The sequence below is a fragment of the Staphylococcus shinii genome, assembly GCF_017583065.1.
Taxonomy (GTDB): Bacteria; Bacillota; Bacilli; order Staphylococcales; family Staphylococcaceae; genus Staphylococcus; species Staphylococcus shinii.
Genome location: NZ_JAGEVL010000003.1, coordinates 71,241 through 93,390, shown reverse-complemented (window position 1 = coordinate 93,390; position 22,150 = coordinate 71,241). Strand labels below are relative to the sequence as shown.

General features: G+C 33.0%; 23 protein-coding genes and 1 riboswitch. Of the genes, 14 read left to right on the top strand and 9 right to left on the bottom strand.

The features are described 5' to 3' along the window. Positions 1-285: 285 nt before the first annotated feature. Both nfsA and J5E45_RS04390 read left to right on the top strand, forming a co-directional pair. Positions 286-1,041 carry an oxygen-insensitive NADPH nitroreductase gene (gene nfsA / locus J5E45_RS04395; protein WP_039068435.1) on the top strand — a complete coding sequence of 252 codons (756 nt, stop codon included), beginning with the start codon at positions 286-288 and terminating at the stop codon, positions 1,039-1,041. 79 nt (positions 1,042-1,120) lie between these two features. Further along, positions 1,121-1,696 carry a hypothetical protein gene (locus J5E45_RS04390; RefSeq protein ID WP_039068522.1) on the top strand — a complete coding sequence of 192 codons (576 nt, stop codon included), beginning with the start codon at positions 1,121-1,123 and terminating at the stop codon, positions 1,694-1,696. Positions 1,697-2,179: 483 nt separating this feature from the next. Here the strand turns inward: J5E45_RS04390 and J5E45_RS04385 are convergent, their stop codons facing one another. From J5E45_RS04385 to J5E45_RS04370, 4 genes are all read right to left on the bottom strand, one after another. Next, positions 2,180-3,559: an L-cystine transporter gene (locus J5E45_RS04385; RefSeq protein ID WP_039068436.1), complete on the bottom strand. Its 1,380-nt coding sequence runs from the start codon at positions 3,557-3,559 to the stop codon at positions 2,180-2,182. 353 nt (positions 3,560-3,912) lie between these two features. Beyond that, positions 3,913-4,962: a hypothetical protein gene (locus tag J5E45_RS04380; protein ID WP_069792945.1), complete on the bottom strand. Its 1,050-nt coding sequence runs from the start codon at positions 4,960-4,962 to the stop codon at positions 3,913-3,915. A gap of 121 nt (positions 4,963-5,083) precedes the next feature. Continuing rightward, positions 5,084-5,749 (bottom strand): hypothetical protein, encoded by a 666-nt coding sequence (locus J5E45_RS04375; RefSeq protein ID WP_101050969.1) that lies wholly within the window; start codon positions 5,747-5,749, stop codon positions 5,084-5,086. Between the two features lie 271 nt (positions 5,750-6,020). Next, positions 6,021-6,434 carry a general stress protein gene (locus tag J5E45_RS04370; RefSeq protein ID WP_039068439.1) on the bottom strand — a complete coding sequence of 138 codons (414 nt, stop codon included), beginning with the start codon at positions 6,432-6,434 and terminating at the stop codon, positions 6,021-6,023. 227 nt (positions 6,435-6,661) lie between these two features. After that, positions 6,662-6,764, top strand: a riboswitch (purine riboswitch). 250 nt (positions 6,765-7,014) lie between these two features. On the opposite strand from J5E45_RS04370, the gene xpt reads away from it, so the two are divergent. The 5 genes from xpt to J5E45_RS04345 all read left to right on the top strand — a co-directional run bounded on the left by xpt (position 7,015) and on the right by J5E45_RS04345 (position 12,446). Continuing rightward, a complete protein-coding gene (gene xpt, locus J5E45_RS04365; RefSeq protein ID WP_039068440.1) occupies positions 7,015-7,596 on the top strand; it encodes a xanthine phosphoribosyltransferase in 582 nt (193 codons plus the stop codon). After that, positions 7,593-8,861, top strand: coding sequence for a xanthine permease PbuX (pbuX, locus tag J5E45_RS04360; RefSeq protein WP_069792944.1), 1,269 nt, complete (start codon positions 7,593-7,595; stop codon positions 8,859-8,861). Before xpt ends, pbuX begins: the two co-directional genes overlap by 4 nt. A 38-nt stretch (positions 8,862-8,899) precedes the next feature. Continuing rightward, positions 8,900-10,366: an IMP dehydrogenase gene (gene guaB, locus J5E45_RS04355; protein ID WP_039068442.1), complete on the top strand. Its 1,467-nt coding sequence runs from the start codon at positions 8,900-8,902 to the stop codon at positions 10,364-10,366. Between the two features lie 21 nt (positions 10,367-10,387). Beyond that, positions 10,388-11,929, top strand: coding sequence for a glutamine-hydrolyzing GMP synthase (guaA, locus tag J5E45_RS04350; RefSeq protein ID WP_017723341.1), 1,542 nt, complete (start codon positions 10,388-10,390; stop codon positions 11,927-11,929). Between the two features lie 286 nt (positions 11,930-12,215). Then, on the top strand, positions 12,216-12,446 hold the full coding sequence (locus J5E45_RS04345; protein WP_107548532.1) for a terminase small subunit: 231 nt from the start codon (positions 12,216-12,218) through the stop codon (positions 12,444-12,446). 43 nt (positions 12,447-12,489) lie between these two features. Here J5E45_RS04345 and J5E45_RS04340 read toward each other — a convergent pair whose 3' ends face one another. Next, positions 12,490-12,843 (bottom strand): hypothetical protein, encoded by a 354-nt coding sequence (locus J5E45_RS04340; RefSeq protein ID WP_039068443.1) that lies wholly within the window; start codon positions 12,841-12,843, stop codon positions 12,490-12,492. Positions 12,844-12,854: 11 nt separating this feature from the next. Continuing rightward, complete coding sequence (locus J5E45_RS04335; protein ID WP_069792942.1) at positions 12,855-13,325, bottom strand: hypothetical protein; 471 nt, start codon at positions 13,323-13,325, stop codon at positions 12,855-12,857. A gap of 358 nt (positions 13,326-13,683) precedes the next feature. Here J5E45_RS04335 and J5E45_RS04330 point away from each other — a divergent pair, with 358 nt between their 5' ends. Then, entirely contained in the window at positions 13,684-13,881 is a 198-nt protein-coding gene (locus J5E45_RS04330) for a hypothetical protein (protein ID WP_069792941.1), read from the top strand. 272 nt (positions 13,882-14,153) lie between these two features. Further along, positions 14,154-14,399, top strand: coding sequence for a hypothetical protein (locus tag J5E45_RS04325; RefSeq protein ID WP_039068446.1), 246 nt, complete (start codon positions 14,154-14,156; stop codon positions 14,397-14,399). 54 nt (positions 14,400-14,453) lie between these two features. Here J5E45_RS04325 and J5E45_RS04320 read toward each other — a convergent pair whose 3' ends face one another. Beyond that, positions 14,454-14,621, bottom strand: a complete 168-nt coding sequence (locus J5E45_RS04320) for a hypothetical protein (RefSeq protein ID WP_180948515.1) — start codon at positions 14,619-14,621, stop codon at positions 14,454-14,456. An 826-nt stretch (positions 14,622-15,447) separates the two neighbouring features. On the opposite strand from J5E45_RS04320, the gene J5E45_RS04315 reads away from it, so the two are divergent. The 4 genes from J5E45_RS04315 to cspD all read left to right on the top strand — a co-directional run bounded on the left by J5E45_RS04315 (position 15,448) and on the right by cspD (position 18,098). Then, on the top strand, positions 15,448-16,722 hold the full coding sequence (locus J5E45_RS04315) for a dicarboxylate/amino acid:cation symporter (protein ID WP_039068447.1): 1,275 nt from the start codon (positions 15,448-15,450) through the stop codon (positions 16,720-16,722). A 404-nt stretch (positions 16,723-17,126) separates the two neighbouring features. Beyond that, on the top strand, positions 17,127-17,312 hold the full coding sequence (locus J5E45_RS04310) for a hypothetical protein (protein ID WP_119586158.1): 186 nt from the start codon (positions 17,127-17,129) through the stop codon (positions 17,310-17,312). A gap of 43 nt (positions 17,313-17,355) precedes the next feature. After that, complete coding sequence (locus J5E45_RS04305) at positions 17,356-17,556, top strand: DUF5453 family protein (RefSeq protein ID WP_208181665.1); 201 nt, start codon at positions 17,356-17,358, stop codon at positions 17,554-17,556. Positions 17,557-17,897: 341 nt separating this feature from the next. Next, positions 17,898-18,098 carry a cold-shock protein CspD gene (gene cspD, locus J5E45_RS04300; RefSeq protein WP_011303913.1) on the top strand — a complete coding sequence of 67 codons (201 nt, stop codon included), beginning with the start codon at positions 17,898-17,900 and terminating at the stop codon, positions 18,096-18,098. A 107-nt stretch (positions 18,099-18,205) separates the two neighbouring features. On the opposite strand, the gene J5E45_RS04295 is transcribed toward cspD, so the two are convergent. Continuing rightward, positions 18,206-19,372 (bottom strand): MFS transporter, encoded by a 1,167-nt coding sequence (locus tag J5E45_RS04295; protein WP_208181663.1) that lies wholly within the window; start codon positions 19,370-19,372, stop codon positions 18,206-18,208. 115 nt (positions 19,373-19,487) lie between these two features. Between J5E45_RS04295 and J5E45_RS04290 the strand changes: the two genes are divergently transcribed. Further along, positions 19,488-20,378: a LysR family transcriptional regulator gene (locus J5E45_RS04290; RefSeq protein WP_208181661.1), complete on the top strand. Its 891-nt coding sequence runs from the start codon at positions 19,488-19,490 to the stop codon at positions 20,376-20,378. A gap of 84 nt (positions 20,379-20,462) precedes the next feature. Here J5E45_RS04290 and J5E45_RS04285 read toward each other — a convergent pair whose 3' ends face one another. Beyond that, a complete protein-coding gene (locus tag J5E45_RS04285) occupies positions 20,463-21,902 on the bottom strand; it encodes an MDR family MFS transporter (RefSeq protein WP_208181660.1) in 1,440 nt (479 codons plus the stop codon). Positions 21,903-22,150 lie beyond the last annotated feature (248 nt).

Below are 22,150 nucleotides of genomic sequence, written 5' to 3'. Positions count from 1 at the left end.
TTTTCCACTAAAACTAAAAGGAAAACATATTTCTATAATTCGCAATGTATATCTAAATTTTATAAAAGCAACTGAATAATAAATGTTAAAATTGCAGGTTAAAGACATTATTTATTGACGACGTTTTAAAATTTTACATTAATAAATAGAATATTATAATAACTTACAGATAATTTCATTTAAACCTTTTAAATATCGTGGAAATCGGGTAAACAGAATATAAGCAATGGAAATGTGTGTTTGTTATGCTATGGGTATATATTTACAGAAATGAGGAGTGGAAACATGTCTGAACACGTGTATAACTTGCTGAAGCAACATCATTCAGTTAGGAAATTTAAGAAAGAACCTATTTTAGAATCGCATATCAAACAACTTATAGAAGCAGGTCAAAGTGCTTCAACCTCAAGTTACTTACAAGCATACTCAATTATTGGTATCAATGATCCAGAAGTAAAAGAAGATTTGAAAGAAGTATCTGGCCAACCTTATGTGGTTGAAAATGGCTATTTATTTGTATTTGTAATGGATTACTATAGACATTCCATCGTTAACCAAGAATCAAAACATGATATGGAAACGTCATTTGAATCAGCAGAAGGATTGCTCGTTGGTACCATTGATGCCACATTGGTAGCTCAAAATATTGCTGCAACAGCTGAAGATATGGGGTACGGTATTGTTTATTTAGGTTCTCTGAGAAATGATATTGAACGCGTAAGAGAAGTATTAAACTTACCTGAACACACTTTCCCACTATTTGGTATGGCGCTTGGTATTCCAGAAGATGACGAAGACGGAAGCCCTAAACCTCGTTTACCATTTGAACATGTTTTCCACCAAAACCAATATGATAGGGACGTAGAATCTCAAAGAGAACAATTAAAAGCATATGACCAAACAGTTAGTGATTATTATAGCGCACGTACAAACGGAGAACGTTCAGAAACATGGTCTAATCAAATTGCGAACTTTATGAGTTCGAAACAAAGGTTAGATATGTTAGAACAGTTAAATAAATCAGGATTTATAAGAAAATAAAACACCTTGAAATAGCCCAAGCATATAGGTGTATTTAATGTACCATCCATACTCTGGAAAGGGGGTAGTGACGTTGAATATGTTCGATAGAATTTTTAGAAAACAGTCGAAGGATTCAGAAGTTCAAGATGATCAGGATAAATGTGCTTATTCAGCAAAAAGTCAACTCACCCCTCAAGAGGCTCAAGATTACTGGGCGAAGCTAGCACAAAAACTCGTTGTTGGTGCAATTAATTCTGTGGATTACACTGCTGAGCGTATCTTCATTTTAGTTTCTTTTGACGAAAAGGAACCTACCATCGATATGTTTTTCCAAATGGATGGTCAATTGAGAATGTGGAATGATTTAGATAATGAAGATTACAAAAAGGTTATTTCTCAAAGTTTAGTATCGCAAGCGCCTATTATAGCCAAGCAAGTAAACTGTTTATATGATAGTGTTAATATGACGCGGCTTGCCTATGCGCAAGTTCAATATGAATTTGAAAGTAAAGCTTGGTATTTACATGATGTATCACTAGATAGTGCTGAGGCTAAGCTAGATAAATATCCTGCATTTCTAAAATGGTTTGATGATGTATCTAAATCGATTGATGCAATCCCTTTAGACAGTAAACACAGAATAACATGGGGTCCTTTCAAACCAGTATATTAATTAAAAATAGCTTTTCAATTCATCATAGTTATGTGGTGGCTTGAAAAGCTTTTTTTATTTTGCTTAGAGAAGTTTGTAAGTCTTAACTAAACATATTTTTACAATTAAGGAAGTACGAGAATGCAGAGGTTTATATAATACGATTTGTAAATACATGTTTCCCTCTAAATTATATTAAAAGAGGTGGGAGACATATTATTTAAATTGGGGCTTATATTTTTAGCGTTTATTATATGTAGCATAATGACACATTACTTTACGACAGATGGTACTTAGGTGAACCTACTGTTAAAATCATTACCTTTAAGTTTAATTATTATTTTTTTGTTTGATTATATAAAATCAATGATAGAACTCAAGAGAAACAAATAATTTTAGTTAAGAATAGCAAAAAAGGTCGGGACACGTTGCATGTATCCCGACCTTTTAGTGTATTTACAAATAGTTCAAATATGTGAATGAGCAGTTGCAAATAATATGGTATTATTTTGCGATTTCAGCATATTCTTTTTGATTATAAGTGTCTTGATCTAAGTTGTTTGTAAGTTTTGCTGTACCTGTACCTGCGAGCATAGAATCGTTAACATTCAATGCAGTACGACCCATATCGATTAATGGTTCGACAGAGATTAAGACACCAGCTAATGCGACTGGTAAGTTTAATGTAGATAACACAATGATAGAAGCGAATGTAGCTCCGCCACCTACACCAGCTACACCAAATGAACTGATTATTACTACGCCGATGACAGCTAATATGAATTGTAGGTTAACTTCCACGCCAGCAGCTGGTGCTACCATGACTGCAAGCATAGCTGGATAGATACCAGCACAACCATTTTGTCCAATTGACAAACCAAATGATGCAGAGAAGTTTGCGATTCCATCTGGTACGCCTAGACGATTTTTTTGTGTTTGAACGTTAAGTGGTAATGAACCAGCGCTAGAACGGGAAGTAAAAGCGAATAATAGCACTTCACCAGTTTTCTTAACGAATGTCACTGGATTCAAACCTATACCTGAGATAATGATTAAATGAATAATATACATTACGATAAGTGCCGCATAAGACGCAATTACGAACTTACCTAAAGTCCAAATTGCCGCGAAGTCACTTGTAGCAATTGTAGAAGTCATAATCGCTAAAATACCATAAGGTGTTAAGCGTAATACGAACGTTACGATTGCCATAACTAAGCTGTATAATGCATCGATACCACGTTTAAGTAAGTTACCACTCTCTGGTTGTTTACGCATAACACGTAAGAATGCAAAACCGATAAACGCTGCAAATATAACTACGGCGATTGTAGAAGTTGTACGTTGACCAGTAAAGTCTAAGAATGGATTACTAGGTAATAATTGTAAAATTTGTTGAGGTAATGTATTGGCTGTCATATCTTTAGCTTGACTTGCAAGTTCGCTACCTCTTGAACTTTCGGCGCCACCTAAATCGATAGAAGAAGCGTCTAAACCAAATGCAAGCGCGGAGATAATCCCAATGATTGCAGATATTGCTACGGTGCCGATAAGGAATACAAAGATATAAACCCCAATCTTAGCAAACTTATCTCCCACTTTAATTTTCGTGAATGCTGAAACGATTGAAATGAATATTAAAGGCATTACAATCATTTGTAATAATGAAATGTAGCCATCGCCAACGATACTAAACCAATCCATAGTTTGTTTAGTAACTTTAGAGTCCACACCATAGATTAAGTGTACTGCGATACCAAAAACGATACCAATACCTAAAGCAGAAAATACACGTTTTGGAAATGAAACGTGTTTTCTAGCCATTATATATAATCCGATGAGGAAGGCCACAAAGATAATGATGTTAAGAATAGTCAATAACATAAAAAAAGACCTACACTTTCTTAATTTAATTTTTTAATCCGATACGTATACTAAGGATATTAGCAAACCCAACAATATTCAAGTTAATTACTCAAGAAATTTGTGAAATTAAAATGTCTTTATTTTCTGATAATAAAACTTGGATTTAAATAAGAGGTGCAACTATATTAATAAGGAGAGGGTGCTTTAGGATTTTATAGGTAAATTATGGAAGATTTAGATATAAAACAAGCGAAAATATATAATCTAGTTCTAAAACTCGATTATATATTTTCGCTCTTATAATGAATGGTGTTGTCTTCGGTGGTGACTGAATTTTGATCATGGTATTCTTTAGATTAATAATGATAGTTTTATAAATTAAACAAACGAGCAAAGAAGCCTTTACGTTGTTCTTTTGGCGCTTCGTCAGATGAAGTTGATGTGTAAGAAGTTGTATTGGTAGTTGTTTCATCTTGAGTGCTTGTTTCAGTTACTTCATCTTTAATTGTTGCATCATCAGTTGCTGATGTTGATAATTCATTTCCTTTATCAGTAGCAGTAGTAGCATCTGTAGCTAACTTCGTTTCAGTTGAATCTGATTGTTCTACCTTATCAGTATGTGCATCAGTAGTAGATTGTTCACTTACTGGCGTGATTTCAGATTCATCTATATGTGCATTTGATGTTGCATCGGCAGATGTGCTGTCTGAAACACCTTTGTCAGATGTTTCTTTTTTGGCTTTATCGTTAACTTCTTTGTTAATCTCTGGTTTATCATCTGTAGATGGTTTTGTATCTACTGATTCAGTTGAAGTTTCGGTTAAAGTGTCGTCTTTCTGCGCATTTATAGATTGTGAAGCGGCAATATGTGCAGTTTCAACATTTGATTTTGCTAATTCAGATTGTTCTTTTTGAGAATCTTGAATAGCATTTTGAGTTGATTTGATTTCGTTAGTAGAAGATTGGATGGCTTGTAATGATTCAGTGTTAGCATCCAATTTAGACGTAATTTGGTTTTGCATTTCATGTAATTCTTGTTGTTGCTGATGGACTTGGTTAATCATTTGACCAAGCATATGACGTTCGTCACGCATTTTTTGAATCTCAGAACGTAAATCATCTACAAGTTTAGAAACGTTTTGGTCTGTAGGTAAATTACTGCTATCGTCTTTAACTAATACTTGTAAAAAGTCCTTTTCTTTCTCTAATTCTTCAAAAGCTAAATCGTAACTATTTGTCTGTTTTACCTTTTCAGCAATATCTTGGAATAACTCAATATCCTCTTCTTGGAAATCTGTAGCTTCACGGCCACGATATTCTGTTTTACTAAGTTGGTAACCGCGTTCTTCTAAATGTTGAACGATTTTACGGACTTGTTTTTCACTTAGCTCAACACGTTGTGCAAATTCTTTGGTTAACATAGAAATAAGTCCTTTCATTAATGGATTTATGTATACGGACGTTTGTCTTCGGTTAGTGAAACGTCAGTCTTACCTCTATGCTAGTTTAAACTGTTTTAATAGTGATTTCAAGTGGTGGTTCCTATGATTTGCGTAAATCCATTTCCTCTAGTAATGGATAAATAACACTTCTAGAGATTCTGTTAGCAAACACATATTTGAGAATATAGTTTGATTTAATACTAGGGCCATAAATATCTTTGGTTAGTTCAATATTAGCTTTTATAAATAAATCCATGGGTTTACCTTCACTATAACCTTCAAGATTTGGTGCTAAATAATTAATGTCATATTGTTTTTCGAATCCGTGTTGATATAGAAATTGGCGTCTATTATCCAAGATAGGTATGTCTTCCTCAGAAATTTCTTCAGGTTCTTTATCTACTTCTAACATGATAAAGTTAACGTCGTGTTCATGTAGTTGGTTTGATAGGATATTGATTTCTTTTTGGATACGCGCAAGTGTTTCAGTAATTAGTTCATCGTGATTCGGTTGATCATTGGCGATTAAGTAGATTAAAAATGCTGAGTTTGTTGTTGCCTCATAATGCGCAGTTGCCAAACTCACGACAGTGTCTGACTCGATGCCAACTAAAAAAATATAATCATCTTTAGTGTGCTCGTTTTTAAGTGATTGTTTGAATATTTGTTCATATTCGGATAATCCGATATCAAATTTAGCATCATACAAATTCATAGCTGATTTGAAGAAGGGATCATCGATTGATGTGATAATTTTGAATTTCATATGTACACCCCCGAAATTATTGCGTTCATTATAACATAGTAGCAAAATTTGTAATGTAATTTATAGGCAGAAGTATCACGTTATAATAAAAAAGGAGCGACACAGAAATCAACAATTAGAATTGATTTGCTTGGTTCGCTCCGACAATAAATTAATTATTTAAGATGTTTATTACAAGTGCATTTTAGATGACTGCCAATGATGGCTCATGTCATTTTATAAGTTGTGAATGATGTTAGTAAGCTAAACTCTTAATTGCTAAGCTTTGCGTCTACGATTTTGGTCCATTGGATTCTTCGGCATAATGATGCTGAAGTACTGTTTCATTTTCATAAGCTGCATTCGCATTTTCTACTTCTTGATGTGAAGATTCATCTTTTACACCCACAACAAGGTAGTGGCCATCTAAGATTTCTTTCTTATAGCGCTCCATTTCATCATCTGACAATTTATAATGGGCTAAAACAGCTTCTTCACCGTCTTCCCCCGTTAAAATTTTAGCCATTTTATCGCTGAAAGAACCGCTTGTAGCTGATAGGTTTACTTCGGAATCATGCAATTCGTCGATATGAAGCTTTGTTTTACTGATAACAGAAATTTCTGACTCATTATAACCTTCTGCAATCTTGTTTTTGACTGCATCTATTAGGTCTTCGCTTTTTTGTACAATAGTGAATTCTGACATTTTGTGTTCCTCCATCCGTTGTTCAATTAATTATTATGTGTTTACCCAGTAACTTATATAACGAAACGAATACAATTTAATTATATAACGAAGTTTTACACCTGGCAAATTACATTTTAACGCAAATGGTATCGTTTACTTAATTTTAGAAAATACGCTGAGATACCTTTTAAAAAGCGCTTACACTCAATAAGTATATTGAAAAATGTACCAAAATTTGCTATCATCAGTTAATAATTTATCTAACTCATATAATCTAAAGGATACGGCTTTAGAAGTTTCTACCATGTTGCCATTAACGACATGACTATGGGTAACCTATACAATGCTTTAGCAATTAAAAGCGATTTGAAAAGTTGTACATATTTGATTGTGCTTTTTAAACCGTTTCCTCATAATCGATGTTTTAAACATATTTTTTACATATTTAATAGGGAAATGAATGTAAAATCTTACCACTTTAAACATCATTTGTAACTAGGAGAATAACTGCTTATGGTATTGCACGTTCACTCATAGATCCTGAAACTAAGTTAGTTTAGGGTTTTTTTTGTACACAAAATGAGGAGGTTTTTTTCGAGTGGATTTGTTGAAGCAGAAAGTCGAAGCAGATGGTGTCGTCATTGACGAAAAGATTTTAAAAGTAGATGGTTTTTTAAATCATCAAATTGATGCCAAGCTGATGCATGATGTTGGACAAACTTTTTACGAGCAGTTTAAGGACGAGGGCATCACAAAAATTTTAACGATTGAAGCGTCTGGTATTGCACCGGCGATTATGGCAGCTATGCACTTTGGTGTGCCGTGTCTGTTCGCTAAAAAAGCAAAACCAAGCACATTAAAGAAAGATGTTTATCAAGCAGATATACATTCTTTTACTAAAAATACGACAAGTACAGTGATTGTGTCTAAAGAGTTTTTAGATGAAAATGACCGAGTACTAATCATTGATGACTTTTTAGCTAACGGTGATGCATCTTTAGGCTTAAATGAAATTGTGCAACAAGCTAAAGGTGCAACAGTAGGCATAGGTATTGTAATTGAAAAAAGTTTCCAACCTGGTAGAGAACGTTTGGAACAAGCAGGTTTAACCGTTTCATCATTATGCAAAGTAGCTTCGTTAAGTGGAAATAGAGTTACTTTCGTTGGCGAAGAAGCATGAAAACTTTTATTTTAAGTTTACAGCATTTATTAGCAATGTATGCGGGGGCAATATTGGTACCTATTATTGTAGGAACTAGTTTAGACTTCACACCTGAACAAATTGCGTTCTTAGTTACAGTGGACATCTTTATGTGTGGTGTAGCGACGTTTTTACAAGTTTGGAAAGGGACAGGTATCGGTTTACCGATTGTATTAGGTTGTACATTTACTGCTGTGGCACCAATGATTTTAATTGGTCAAACTAAAGGTATTGGTGACTTATATGGTTCACTCTTCTTATCAGGTATTCTAGTTGTAATCATTGCACCATTCTTTTCCTATTTGGTGAAGTTCTTCCCTCCAGTTGTTACTGGAAGTGTGGTAACGATTATTGGGATTAACCTAATGCCAGTCGCAATGAACTATTTGGCTGGCGGTGAAGGTGCTAAAGACTACGGTGATCCTAAAAATATCATTTTAGGTGTCATTACTTTGGTTGTCATTTTACTCGTACAGCGTTTTACTGTAGGGTTTTTGAAATCTATTGCTATACTTATCGGACTCATCGTGGGGACAGTGCTAGCTGGATTCTTAGGAATCGTAGATGTAAATCAAATTGGTACGGCGCATTGGTTTGCGTTACCTCAACCATTTAGATTTTCAACTTTCAGCTTTGACTTCGGAGCGACACTTGTATTCTTTATAGTGGCATTAGTAAGTTTAATAGAATCAACCGGTGTATATCATGCATTAAGTGAAATAACAGGTAAACGTTTGGAACGCAAAGATTTCTGTAAAGGTTATACAGCAGAAGGAATTGCTATCATCTTGGGCTCTATCTTCAACGCATTTCCTTATACTGCATATTCACAAAACGTTGGCTTAGTATCATTGTCAGGTGCGAAAAAGAATAAAGTGATATACGGTATGGTTATATTGTTAGTTATTTGTGGATGTATTCCTAAACTAGGTGCATTAGCAAATATGATCCCTCTACCAGTATTAGGTGGAGCCATGATAGCTATGTTTGGCATGGTCATGGCATATGGTGTTAGTATATTAGGTAATATTAATTTTAAGAACCAAAATAATTTGTTAGTTATTGCTGTATCTGTAGGACTAGGAACGGGTATAAGTGCGGTACCTCAAGCTTTTGACGCTTTAGGTGAGCAGTTTGCATGGTTAACTCAAAACGGTATTGTACTAGGTGCAATTTCAGCAATTGTTTTGAATTTCTTTTTTAATGGCATAAAGCATCAACAAGACACAGAAATTATGAAATAATAGAACTATAAAACAATTAATTAGGAGGCTGTACAAGTATGTGGGAAAATAAATTTGAAAAAGAATCTTTAACTTTTGATGATGTGTTATTGTTACCAGCAGAATCAGATGTGTTACCGAAAGAAGTGGATTTAAGTGTTCAATTATCAGAAGGTATTAAACTGAATATTCCAATCGTATCAGCAGGTATGGACACAGTTACAGAATCAAAAATGGCAATTTCAATGGCAAGACAAGGTGGACTTGGTGTTATTCATAAAAATATGAACATTGAAGATCAAGCCGACGAAGTTCAAAAAGTAAAACGTTCTGAAAATGGTGTCATCTCGAATCCATTTTATTTAACTCCAGAAGAAAGTGTTTTTGAAGCAGAAGCATTAATGGGTAAATATCGCATTTCAGGTGTGCCAATTGTTGATAGTAAAGAGACTAGACAATTTGTTGGTATTATTACAAACCGTGATTTACGTTTTATCGAAGACTTTTCAATTAAAATTTCAGACGTAATGACAAAAGATAATCTTGTTACAGCTCCTGTAGGTACGACATTAGAGGAAGCAGAGAAGTTATTACAACAACATAAAATTGAGAAACTTCCATTAGTTAAAGAAGGCCGTTTAGAAGGATTAATTACAATTAAAGATATTGAAAAAGTTCTTGAATTCCCTAATTCTGCTAAAGATGCACATGGTAGATTATTAGTAGGTGCAGCAATCGGTATTGCCAAAGATACTGATATCCGTGCACAAAAACTTGTTGAAGCTGGTGTAGACGCATTAGTTATCGATACAGCACACGGCCACTCTAAAGGTGTATTAGAACAAGTTGCACATATTAAAAAAACATTCCCACAAGTTACTTTAATAGCAGGTAATGTTGCTACAGCTGAAGGTACAAAAGCTTTATATGAAGCGGGAGCTGACGTAGTTAAAGTTGGTATTGGTCCTGGTTCAATTTGTACAACTCGTGTTGTTGCAGGTGTTGGTGTTCCACAAATTACAGCCGTTTACGATTGTGCTACAGAAGCGCGTAAACATGGTAAAGCAATTATTGCAGATGGTGGTATTAAATTCTCAGGAGATATCATTAAAGCATTAGCTGCTGGTGGACATGCAGTTATGTTAGGCAGCTTGCTTGCAGGTACTGAAGAAAGCCCTGGCGCAACTGAAGTGTTCCAAGGTAGACAATACAAAGTATATAGAGGTATGGGTTCATTAGGCGCAATGGAAAGTGGTTCAAATGACCGTTACTTCCAAGAAGACAAAGCACCTAAAAAATTCGTTCCAGAAGGTATTGAAGGTCGTATCGCTTACAAAGGTGCACTACAAGACACTATTTATCAACTTATGGGCGGCGTAAGATCTGGTATGGGTTATACTGGTTCTAAAAACTTAGAAGCATTAAGAGAAGAAGCTCAATTTACACGCATGGGACCTGCTGGTTTAGCAGAAAGCCATCCACATGATGTTCAAATTACAAAAGAATCACCAAATTATTCATTCTAAGTTAAAAGGAGATTTAAAGTTATGGAAATGGCGAAAGAGCAAGAGCTCATACTTGTTTTAGACTTTGGTAGCCAATACAATCAGTTAATTACACGACGTATTCGTGAAATGGGCGTATATAGTGAATTACACGACCATGAGATTAGTATGGAAGAAATAAAACAATTGAACCCTAAAGGTATTATCCTTTCGGGTGGACCAAACTCAGTTTATGAGGAAGATTCGTTCACAATTGATCCAGAAATATACAATTTAGGAGTGCCGATTTTAGGTATTTGTTATGGTATGCAATTGACGACTAAATTATTAGGCGGAAAAGTTGAACGTGCCAATGAACGTGAATATGGTAAAGCAATCATCAATGCTAAAACTGATGAATTATTCTTTGGGTTACCGGAAGAACAAAATGTTTGGATGAGTCATTCAGATAAAGTTATTGAGATTCCAGAAGGCTTTGAAGTTATTGCTGATAGCCCAAGCACAAATTATGCAGCGATTGAAGATAAATCTCGCCGTATATATGGTGTACAATTCCATCCAGAAGTACGTCATACTGAATATGGTAACGACTTATTACGTAACTTTGTACGTCGCGTATGTGAATGTACTGGTGAATGGTCAATGGAAAACTTCATTGAAATTGAAGTTGAAAAAATCCGCAATCAAGTTGGCGACCGCAGAGTATTATGTGCTATGAGCGGTGGCGTTGATTCATCTGTAGTAGCAGTATTGTTACACAAAGCAATTGGTGATCAACTTACATGTATCTTTGTAGATCATGGCTTGTTACGTAAAGGTGAAGGCGACATGGTTATGGAGCAGTTCGGTGAAGGATTCAACATGAATATTATTCGTGTAGATGCACAAGAACGTTTCATGAGTAAATTACAAGGCGTGTCTGACCCAGAACAAAAACGTAAAATCATCGGTAATGAGTTTATCTATGTCTTTGATGATGAAGCCTCTAAATTAAAAGGTGTAGATTTCTTAGCGCAAGGTACACTTTATACAGATGTGATCGAGTCAGGTACAAAAACTGCTCAAACAATTAAATCACACCACAATGTAGGTGGTTTACCTGAAGATATGGAATTCCAATTAATCGAACCTATTAACACACTATTCAAAGATGAAGTGCGTGAACTAGGTATCGAATTAGGTATTCCAGAGCACTTAGTTTGGAGACAACCATTCCCAGGCCCAGGTTTAGGTATCCGTGTCCTTGGAGAAATCACTGAAGACAAACTTGAAATTGTACGTGAATCTGATGCGATTTTAAGACAGGTTATCCGTGAGGAAGGTCTTGAACGTGAGATTTGGCAATATTTCACAGTGTTACCAGGTATCCAATCAGTAGGTGTTATGGGAGATTACCGTACGTATGACCATACAGTTGGTATTCGTGCCGTAACCTCAATCGATGGCATGACAAGTGACTTCGCACGCATCGACTGGGAAGTCTTACAAAAGATTTCAAGCCGTATCGTGAATGAAGTAGATCACGTTAACCGCGTTGTATATGATATTACATCTAAGCCACCAAGTACAATTGAGTGGGAATAATGGTATAGAATGATTAAACCCCTTAGGCGTAGGCTTAAGGGGTTGTTTTTGTGGATTTTAAATTACTTGTGAAAAAAGGAGATATAGCAGAAAGATTTTCGGATAATGGATTTAAAAGCTAGGTTATTGATAATCATGTGCATGCTGCGAATGAGATTTTACATTTATTATCTAACGCGGCAGTAGAGAAGAAACAGAAGTGAAAGAGTTCGTTACTAAACGTGGTGAATATGTTAAGAATCCAGATACAGGTAAGTACAACATTATCTAAAATGAGAGTATTGAGATGGTGGAAGTACCTATTAAGATAAGTAATCGTTTAAAAGCGCGTGACCTATTAGGTAAATACCACACTTTATTTACTGATAAGAAAGAAATTTCGGGAGACACACTTATATTCATTAATGTTGGTGAATGGGATTTCGATGAAGAACAATTGGATAAGGAAATAGAACAAGTTACTGATAAGCATACAAATAGACCAGTGTTTATTGATGATGTTCCGTTGGAGGATTAATTAAATTGTAAAGAGCCTAGCAAATTAATGCTAAGCTCTTATTTTATACTCTTAAATCAAGATATAACTTTTCTGCATATGGCAATAATTCAGGTATATAATTTCTAGCATAACCTTCTATAAATCTTAAAGCTTTAGAGTCTGTTATTTCATCATATTTAGCTACATTTTCAATTAGTATGGCTTTAAATTCTTCAATATTCATATCATCAGTATTTTTGTTATTAGACAACCTTGTAAATGCCATAAATACTTTTTCATATTCATCTAGAGTGATGCCTAAGTCTAAACATAAGAGACTTATTGATTTTGTATTGTAGGGATGATGTCCTACGATTTCAGCTAGTTCTGAAACTGCTTGATATAATAATCTTATATCATCTTTATTTTCAAACATTATTTTCACTCCTAAACAAGTAAGTTAATACCTTCTTTTACTGCAACCTTAACTTGACCAGCAAGTCCTTTTTTAACACCAGCTTCGACTAATCCTCTATATACTGCGTCGGCAACTGAATTAGCTGGAACTTCAGTTAATTTCAGTAAAGGTCGTAGTTCTGCATCAATGTAGTTGAAGTTTTTTGAAACAGCATCTGCTGCTTTTTGGTTCCCAGTAACATTTTTAACTGCTCCTACCAATTTACCCTTATTGTTTAGCATACTTTTAATTGCTTTTTTAGTAAGGTATGTTCCTCCGACATACGTTTGTATATCTTTTTTGTTGTCATAAGATTGTTGATTCGGATTATTTTGCTGAGTTTGTTGAGCATTATCATTATGCTTTGATTGAGCTTGTTCTTCTGCTTTTGCTAAAGGTGAAAAAGATGTTAATAAAACAGCACTTAATACTAATGAAGCAATAGATTTTGTGATTTTCATTATACAGTTATCTTCTTTAATGGTAAATCTGCAATTTCGAAAGTTTGCAATATAAGTATAAAATTATTTAACAACAAAATGATAAAAAGTCTCTAAGTGGTTATTTTCTATGCGTATCTGTCTGGTAAGATTGAAATTTAACAACAGAATAAATAATAATGTATTCACACAGTTATTATGCGAGAATTGTTACATATCTTAATGTTGATAAGACATTTAAGAACTCAATTTATGCATATAGGAAATATAAACTATAAATAATATTAGAATTGTACAATATAAGTGGTTGCTTAAATAAAGTGCTGATGTTGCTACAGCTACATTTGTAATTGTAATTTTATAAATTGGAGTGTTTAATATGCCTAAAAGTCAACAAATAATATTAGGTATTTTACTAATACTTATTGTAATCGATTTTTTTATGCCAATAATAGGAACAGCCTTTAATATAGAAATATTAAAGTTCAGTTCTATTTGTGTAAAATTATTCGGTATAGTAACCTTTATTGTAGCTAGTATTTTTGTGTACAGACAAATTAAACGTAAAGGTTTTTGAATAGAAGTATGTAACTCACACCACAGATTTGTGGTGTGACCAATATAAAAGGAGTGCTTTTATGAATATTGGTTTGTTTTTAATAATTGTTATTTGTTGTGGTTTGTTGCCAATTATAATTTCTGTAAATGAAAAAAATAAGAAGAATAAAAAGAAGTAGAACATGTATTTATACAGAGAAAAATTATTGATTGTTAAAAGTTACAAGGCTCAACGTCAATAAAGGGGTTGGAAAAAGTAACAATGTTAACGTTTGAGAAAGGGATGTTGTAATGAAAGGTTTAAATGTTATATCTAATATATTGATTTTATTAATTATAGCAACTTCCATATTAACAATATTGGATTTTATAGGTCTTATAAAGTTTCCATATTCTTTATCCATTGTAGGTTTAATACTTATCTTAAATTATTGGATTGAAACTAAAAAAGAAGGGAAAACTGAAGCTCTTTACTTATCAGTAGGTACAGTCTTATTTATTTTAGGTTTAATAGAGATTTTGTTTTTTAGAAATTAGTTCTTCGGCGTTAATAGGCACAACGATCTAACTATTTTACAGACGTGACCTGAATTACATTTTCACTTTGTCTTGATATAAAATCCCTACACCATAACCACTAGTGCCGATAGCATAATCGAATTTAATGATTTCAATATATGGATTTTCCTCTAAAAACGCATTGACCTTTTTATTTAACCCTTTTTCTGTTACTGCATTAATATTTATAAATTGCATCATAGCACACTCCTTTTTAAAATAGTTGGTTGTTATTCTAAGTTATTGATAAATGGATACTTTTAATTTTGGAAAGGTAAGTACATTCAATTGTTCTTATGCTTTTTAAAAAAAGTGTAGAAAGCAAAGTATATAGCGTCGAGAAAATCATTAGACTAATGATAGATAATAAGACAGCTGTAGTACTGTCGTTTGTTAATATGTTGTTAATATTCATATAGGTAAAAAACATCATAACAGGTAAATTAGCTAATATAAGAGTATATTTGTTTTGGGGATGACTTCTAGATTAATGTCTTGCCATTATTACTTCTCCTTTTTTGTAAAAATTTTTATGAAACATTAATCTTTTTTGGTGTGTGCAATATATTTAAAGTATAATTTTATATTAACAAAGAATGAGGCGGTTATGGTCGTCTTTTTTGAAAAAGTAAAAAAGGTTTTAACATATGGTTGTTAAAAATGTTCTAGTTCGATTTAAACATATATATGATGAAGATATATTGTAAAATAACGTATATTAAAACAAATAACTCTAATTTTGTATGTAAAAAGCTATTTTTGAAAAATTTGCACATAATATAGAAAGCGCTTTCTTTTAATGTGCTAATAACCTTTAAACTCCTATAGGTATAAGGCTGAAAGGTGGTTCTTTTTTAACTAAAATACACAAATTTCTGGTATAATAGCTTAGTTGTACAAAAATCATAAATAATTTTTAGAATCATGTAAATTTAATATATGAGTGCAATTTTCTTTGTGATAAACTGTATTTTGTAGAAAACTAGCATTTATACAAATGTTAGCTTAGATAAGGGGATGAACAAGAGTGAAAGTAATTAAAAGAATAAACCTACCGACGCAAATTATCATAGCATTGGTATTAGGGGTAATTTTAGGTAGTATCTTACATGGAAATAAAGATGTAATTAACTATATACAACCATTCGGTGATGTATTTATAAATTTAATTAAAATGTTAGTAGTACCTATTGTATTTTGTTCTTTAGCACTATCTATTTCAAATGTTGGAGACACAAAAACGATTGGGCGCTATGGCGGTAAAACATTATTATATTTTGTTATTATGACAAGTTTTGCAATTTTTATGGGATTAATATTTGGTAACTTATTTAAACCAGGTCAAGGGCTAAATCCCGATTTATTACCTAAAGGTGATATTTCAAAATATGAATCAACTGCTAAAGCAGCAGAAGGCACTACATATGGAAATCATTTAATCGATACAATTGTCAATATTATTCCGACTAACATAGTTGAAGCATTTGGATCTGGAGAACTTTTACCAGTCATATTCTTCTCAGTATTTTTCGGTTTGGCGTTAGCTGCTATTGGACAAAAAGCACAACCTGTTAAAGACTTTTTAGGTGGCGCATTAGAAGCAGTATTCTGGATGATTGGTAAAGTATTATTATTAGCACCAATTGCAGTATTTGCATTTATTACGACAACAATTATTACTTTTGGATTATCAGCATTAATTCCACTGTTCAAATTATGTTTAACAGTAGTCATAGCAATGCTTTTCTTTATTTTTATTGTATTAGGTATTGTTTCAAGAATTTGTGGAGTGAAGATTACGCAAATCATCAAGTTATTGAAAAATGATTTAATGCTTGCGTTCTCAACTGCAAGTTCAGAAGCAGTATTACCAACAGTTATGAAAAAAATGGAAAGATTTGGCGTGCCTAGAGATATCGCATCCTTTGTGTTACCAACTGGTTATTCGTTTAACCTTGATGGTGCGGCCATGTACCAATCTATTGCGGCGCTATTTGTTGCACAATTATACGGTGTTGACTTAAGCATTGGTGAACAAATCATCTTAATGGTTACATTGATGCTTACATCAAAAGGTATGGCTGGTGTGCCAGGAGCTTCAATCGTAGTGTTATTAACAACATTAGGTTCGGTTGGATTAAATCCACAAGGTTTAGCACTTATTATAGGTGTAGATAGAATTTTAGAAATGCTTAGAACATGTGTTAACGTATTAGGAAACTCAGTAGCTACAATCTTTATTGCTAAAACAGAAGGTGTTTACGATAAAAAAGAAGGCGAAGAGTATCTGAAAACAATATAGAAAATGTCCCTCCTTTACGGATTGTAAGGGAGGGTACTTTTATGTAATTTTTAAAATTTGATCCAGTTTTTATTAAAAATAAGTGTACGTTAGAAGTAAATAAAAAAGTGTAACCACAATGATATTTAAGAAAAGCATGAAGCGAAATTGTTTTCCGTTCATAGGCTCAGTCTGGTTTTTATGTGCTTTTTTATTTACATTTTGATGTGTTTGTATCGTATTATTCCAAGACATTATGCTAACAAAGATAATACCTACTAGAATTTTAAGGGTAAGATTCAATTTATGTCTCTCCTTAGGTCGATTTTATATATTTTTAAAAAATAAATTGTGTTATTATTTATTATAAGATAACACAATTTTAGATTTTCAAAAATATATTCTTAAGTAAAAGGTGCGTTAATGTGCAAAAGAAAAATAAATTAGGTAATGGCTTTCTAATTTCTAGTTTTATTAATATTGTTTTAGCGCTGTTCATCGTTTTTAGCATATCTATATTTAGCCAAACTATACTTATTGTACTTGCGTTGATTACGATGATAAATGGTAGTCATTTACTATATAAGGCATTCTATATATTTAGAGAATAAAGAACTTAACAATGAACCAATCGCATAGGAGGAATTACATATTATGGCAATTACATTATTGATTATTATATTTTTAATAAATATGGTAGGAGCGTTATATTTATTAATGAAACTTTTGAAATTAAAAAAAGAGCAGGCTGCTGATCACGAATATAAAAGAATGATAGACCGTATGTCTCCTTACTTGTGGTCCTCACTCATCATATCTGTTATTTTATTTATCATCTCGTTAATTGTTGGTTGATCTTAAAGTTTTGAAAAAGGAATAATATGCTTCAAGATTTTAAAGAATAGCACTATTTAGGGTGTTCTGAGCTATGAAAATTAAGGTCGTGTTTAGGTGTTTTATCTATATACAAGAATAAAAATAAATAGAACAATACACTATATCGTTACTAAAAATTAAATTAATAAACTAATTTACGGTTTAGGGTGTACAAATGAATGATTACTCGTTATAATAGGTATTAAGTAATTTAGTTCGTGAAATTGATTTGTAGAGTTATTCTTTTGAATTTACTCCTTTTGATTTTTTAAGACAGATTACAAATATTCGTGCAAAAGCACATATGGAGGAATTTAATTATGAATAACGGTACAGTTAAATGGTTTAATGCAGAAAAAGGTTTCGGTTTCATCGAAGTTGAAGGTGGAAACGACGTATTCGTACACTTCTCAGCAATCGCTCAAGAAGGTTACAAATCATTAGAAGAAGGACAAGCTGTTGAATTCGAAATCGTTGAAGGCGACCGCGGTCCTCAAGCAGCTAACGTTGTTAAATTATAATAACGGCTGAAAGACGAGTATAACTCGTCTTTTTTTTATGCAAATTTAAATAAGAAATACGACATTTAACCCCCTGATGCAGCAATGATTGCACTAGGGGGTTTTTATTATGATAAGTTATTTTCAAAGCGCTTAAAATTTCGTTTTCTAAGTAAAATAAATGCAATATTAATTATACATGCGAATATACCAATTAAAATTACGAAGCTAGATCCTAAAGTTGCAATAAATATACCGCCTATAAAGGTTCCGATTGTGGTGCCAGAATTTACTGCAGATAAAAATATGCCGTTTGATAAGTCAGGAGCATCTGGTGCAGCTGAAGTAATCACATATTGCGTTATATTTGCTGAAATGCCTGCTAATGTTCCCCATACCATAGTGATAATCATCATTGGAATAGAGAAAGCTCCTAAACAAAACATAGCAATATATATTATAATCAACGCCAAAGGTAACATTAATATTGCTTTTTGAGGCATCGAAGTTAATAGTTTTCCTGCAATAATATTACCCAAAATATTGAAAAATCCATACAAGAATAACATAACTGATATTAAATTTCCTTGTGCCTCTGTAACAATATTTAAGAAATCAGTAAAGTAACTATAAACCCCAAAAATTGCTGCGTTAAATAGAATAGATACTATAATCGACAACCAAGTTAGTGGTCGTTTGAGGACGCGTAATTGATCTCCGTACGTTACAGCTGTTTTCGCTGGCATTTTTGGAATGAACATAATTGTTAGTATAAGTACAATGATATTAACAAGCGCAAAGAATGATAATGCTACATACAAATTGAATTGATTTGCTAAGAAATTCACGATTGGTACACCCACAACCATTCCGGCAGAGACACCTATAAACACTCGAGCAACAGCTTTTGGAGCTTCTTTTGGATTAACTGAATCTGATGCAACTGAAAAGGCTAAAGCGATATATACAGGATGAAATATGGCTGGTATTATTCTCGCTACTAATAATACGGTAAAGCTTGTTGTAAAAAGTGAAACAATATTACTGATTATAAAGATTATGAGCACGAGCAACATTACTCTTTTTCTTTCTACTTTTGAGAGTAATAGAGGCATGATAGGACCAGAAATAGCAATGCCTATTGCAAAAATGGAAACTAGCCATCCCGCTGTAGATATATTAACGTTAAAATGAGCGGCGATTTGAGGGATTAGTCCTATGAACCCCATTTCTGTATTCAAAATACCAAATACGCCAATAGATAAAATGAGTATGACTAATTTATTATTTTTCATTATAGGTTCCTCCCGAACTTTAATAAATTCAGTTTAAAAGTTAAAATGAGATATGACAAATACTTATTTATATTAAATAGATATGCATATATTGTATAACTAAGAGAGGAAATTTATGGAAATAAAAACACTACAATATTTTGTAAGAATAGCAAAAGAAGAAAGTATTACACATGCTGCAAATGCATTACATATCACACAGCCAACTTTGTCTAGACAAATCAAAGATTTAGAGACAGAGTTAGACGTGAAACTGTTTAGGCGAAGCAATCACAATATTCATCTTACTGACGAAGGCCTTTTATTGAAAAATAGAGCTGAAGAACTCATAGAAATGTCTCGAAAAATACAAGAGGAATTTAAAGTGATTGATAGAAATATTGAAGGGAACGTCTATATAGGTTGTGGTGAAACCAAAGGCATGGAAGTTATTGCAAATATTTTTAAAGAGATTCAGACATATCATCCTAAGGTGCATTTTCATATTTATAGTGGTAATGCAGAGGACATTGCAAGCCGATTAGATAAAGGGTTATTAGATTTTGGTTTGCTTATCCAGCCTGTAAATTTAAATAAGTACAAAGCATTAGATTTACCGACTTTTGATCACTGGGGTGTGATTGCTAAAAAAGACGATGCTTTTTCGAAAAAAGATTACGTGACAAAAACAGATTTGTCAAAAGAGGCCTTGATATGTTCAAGACAAGTATTAGAAACCGATATTGAAGAAAATGAATTTGCAGAATGGTTTGGACATTTATATAAAGATTTAAATATAGTAAGTACGTTTAACTTAGCATATAATGCTGGTTGGATGGTTAAAGCTAATATGGGTTACGTTGTTACATTAGATAGTATTATTAATACTTCTGTTGAAAGTGATCTTAAGTTTATTCCGCTAGAGCCAAAGTTAATTGCAAAGCATAATTTGGTTTGGCGTAAAGACCATACATTTTCAAAGGCAGCTCAATTATTTTTAGAAAAAGCCATAGAAGCTTGTCATTAAATATAAATTAATAAAATACAAAAAGGGAGCGAGTATATGACGTTAAAAGTTAACAGCATATACTCGCTCCTTTAATTATTCCTGTTATAATTCTCGACTATTGATAGTTTCTTTTTTAGTACGAATCATCAACATTAGGATGAAACCAATAATCATTAGAATTGTTGTGAAAGCAAATGCAGCATCTACACCAAGTACGGTAGCATGTTGCATTACTTCAGCTTTTGTTTGACTACCATTAGTATTTTCTACGTAGTTTGTTCTAACAATAGTTAAAATTGTAATCATAATAGCAGTACCTATCGCACCAGCTATAATTCTTAATGAATTAATAATAGCGGTACCGTGTGAAATGTTTTTAGTTTCTAATGCATTAATACCAATTGTATTTAACGGCATTATAATTAACGCAACAGCAAACATTCTGACTGCATAGATGACAACAATATACCAATAAGGTGTTTCTGTAGTTAAGAAACAATGCAGAATGGTCATAATAATTAATAAGATAAATCCAGGGACAGCCAATATCTTCAGTCCATATTTATCATAAATTTTACCTGTATATACAGACATAAACGCATTAACCACGGCTCCAGGTAAGATGACTAAACCTGAAAGTATTGCTGATAGGCCAAGCCCTGATTGAATATACATAGGTATCAATAACGCAGGACCTACAATACCAATAAATAGAACCATTGAAGCGAATGCAGATAATGAAAATGTTCTGTTAGCAAATACACGCATATTTAATAATGGATTGTCGATTTTAATTTGTCTTAAGACAAAGATACCGACAATGATAAGTCCAACTATTAATGAAATGATAACAATTGGTGAAGTGAAGCCAAGGTTACCAGCGCTACTAAAGCCGTAGAGCATTAGACCAAAACCAAATGTAGAATATATCACTGAAGTCTTATCTAATTCAGTACGTTTAGTTTCATTATTACTTTCTACAAAAATGATACCAATAATAAATGCGATTATAGCGATTGCAGCTACTACGATAAATGGTGCTCTCCAACTAAATGTATCTATTAGAAAGCCAGTTAAAGTAGGGCCGATTGCTGGTGCTGATTGCGCAACAATTCCTGTAAGCCCCATGGCGAATCCACGCTTTTCAGCTGGAAAGAGGGTGAAGACAGTGAATTGCATTAATGGTAACAAGATACCTGCACCGATAGCTTGAATTACTCGTGCTAACATTAGTAAACCGAATGTCGGCGAAAGTGCAGCTATGATAGAACCAAGTAAGAATGCACTCATTGAAAAAATATAGAGTGATCTTGTATGGAAGCGGTCCATGAGGAAAGCTGTTGTAGGAATCATAATTCCGTTAACAAGCATAAATCCTGTGATGAGCCACTGAGCAGTCGTTTCAGTTATTTCTAAGCCATTAATGATGGCTGGCAGTGCAGTGTTGAGTAATGTTTGGTTAAGCATTGCAACAAAGGCACTACTGAGCATAACTAAAATGATTGTATTTCTTTTTTTGTTAGATATTCCATTCTCCGACATTTCAATTACATCTCCTTTTATAACATCCCAACGATAGATTTTAATCCTTTTAAGTTAGCAAAGCAAACCATTCGGTTTAAAAATCTAATATTAAAAGCAATAACTTTTAAAAAATAATAATGTGATTATGAAGTTGATTGAATGTAATGAGTATAATGAATAAATCAAAATCGATAAATAGATTTAAATTTAATTTAAGATATAAAAAAATAGTGCTATCATCAAGTACAATATGAAAGTGACTTTGT

What these genes read in the sequence shown, in the direction of transcription:
- J5E45_RS04295 (WP_208181663.1), bottom strand. Translation starts at nt 19,372, where the DNA reads ATGAAAAATAATAAATTAGTCATACTCATTTTATCTATTGGCGTATTT.
- J5E45_RS04335 (WP_069792942.1), bottom strand. Translation starts at nt 13,325, where the DNA reads ATGAAAATCACAAAATCTATTGCTTCATTAGTATTAAGTGCTGTTTTA.
- pbuX (WP_069792944.1), top strand. Translation starts at nt 7,593, where the DNA reads ATGAAAACTTTTATTTTAAGTTTACAGCATTTATTAGCAATGTATGCG.
- nfsA (WP_039068435.1), top strand. Translation starts at nt 286, where the DNA reads ATGTCTGAACACGTGTATAACTTGCTGAAGCAACATCATTCAGTTAGG.
- J5E45_RS04290 (WP_208181661.1), top strand. Translation starts at nt 19,488, where the DNA reads ATGGAAATAAAAACACTACAATATTTTGTAAGAATAGCAAAAGAAGAA.
- J5E45_RS04390 (WP_039068522.1), top strand. Translation starts at nt 1,121, where the DNA reads ATGTTCGATAGAATTTTTAGAAAACAGTCGAAGGATTCAGAAGTTCAA.
- J5E45_RS04285 (WP_208181660.1), bottom strand. Translation starts at nt 21,902, where the DNA reads ATGTCGGAGAATGGAATATCTAACAAAAAAAGAAATACAATCATTTTA.
- cspD (WP_011303913.1), top strand. Translation starts at nt 17,898, where the DNA reads ATGAATAACGGTACAGTTAAATGGTTTAATGCAGAAAAAGGTTTCGGT.
- J5E45_RS04320 (WP_180948515.1), bottom strand. Translation starts at nt 14,621, where the DNA reads ATGATGCAATTTATAAATATTAATGCAGTAACAGAAAAAGGGTTAAAT.
- J5E45_RS04340 (WP_039068443.1), bottom strand. Translation starts at nt 12,843, where the DNA reads ATGTTTGAAAATAAAGATGATATAAGATTATTATATCAAGCAGTTTCA.
- J5E45_RS04305 (WP_208181665.1), top strand. Translation starts at nt 17,356, where the DNA reads ATGGCAATTACATTATTGATTATTATATTTTTAATAAATATGGTAGGA.
- J5E45_RS04345 (WP_107548532.1), top strand. Translation starts at nt 12,216, where the DNA reads ATGGTGGAAGTACCTATTAAGATAAGTAATCGTTTAAAAGCGCGTGAC.
- J5E45_RS04380 (WP_069792945.1), bottom strand. Translation starts at nt 4,962, where the DNA reads ATGTTAACCAAAGAATTTGCACAACGTGTTGAGCTAAGTGAAAAACAA.
- guaA (WP_017723341.1), top strand. Translation starts at nt 10,388, where the DNA reads ATGGAAATGGCGAAAGAGCAAGAGCTCATACTTGTTTTAGACTTTGGT.
- J5E45_RS04385 (WP_039068436.1), bottom strand. Translation starts at nt 3,559, where the DNA reads ATGTTATTGACTATTCTTAACATCATTATCTTTGTGGCCTTCCTCATC.
- J5E45_RS04330 (WP_069792941.1), top strand. Translation starts at nt 13,684, where the DNA reads ATGCCTAAAAGTCAACAAATAATATTAGGTATTTTACTAATACTTATT.
- J5E45_RS04375 (WP_101050969.1), bottom strand. Translation starts at nt 5,749, where the DNA reads ATGAAATTCAAAATTATCACATCAATCGATGATCCCTTCTTCAAATCA.
- J5E45_RS04370 (WP_039068439.1), bottom strand. Translation starts at nt 6,434, where the DNA reads ATGTCAGAATTCACTATTGTACAAAAAAGCGAAGACCTAATAGATGCA.
- J5E45_RS04325 (WP_039068446.1), top strand. Translation starts at nt 14,154, where the DNA reads ATGAAAGGTTTAAATGTTATATCTAATATATTGATTTTATTAATTATA.
- guaB (WP_039068442.1), top strand. Translation starts at nt 8,900, where the DNA reads ATGTGGGAAAATAAATTTGAAAAAGAATCTTTAACTTTTGATGATGTG.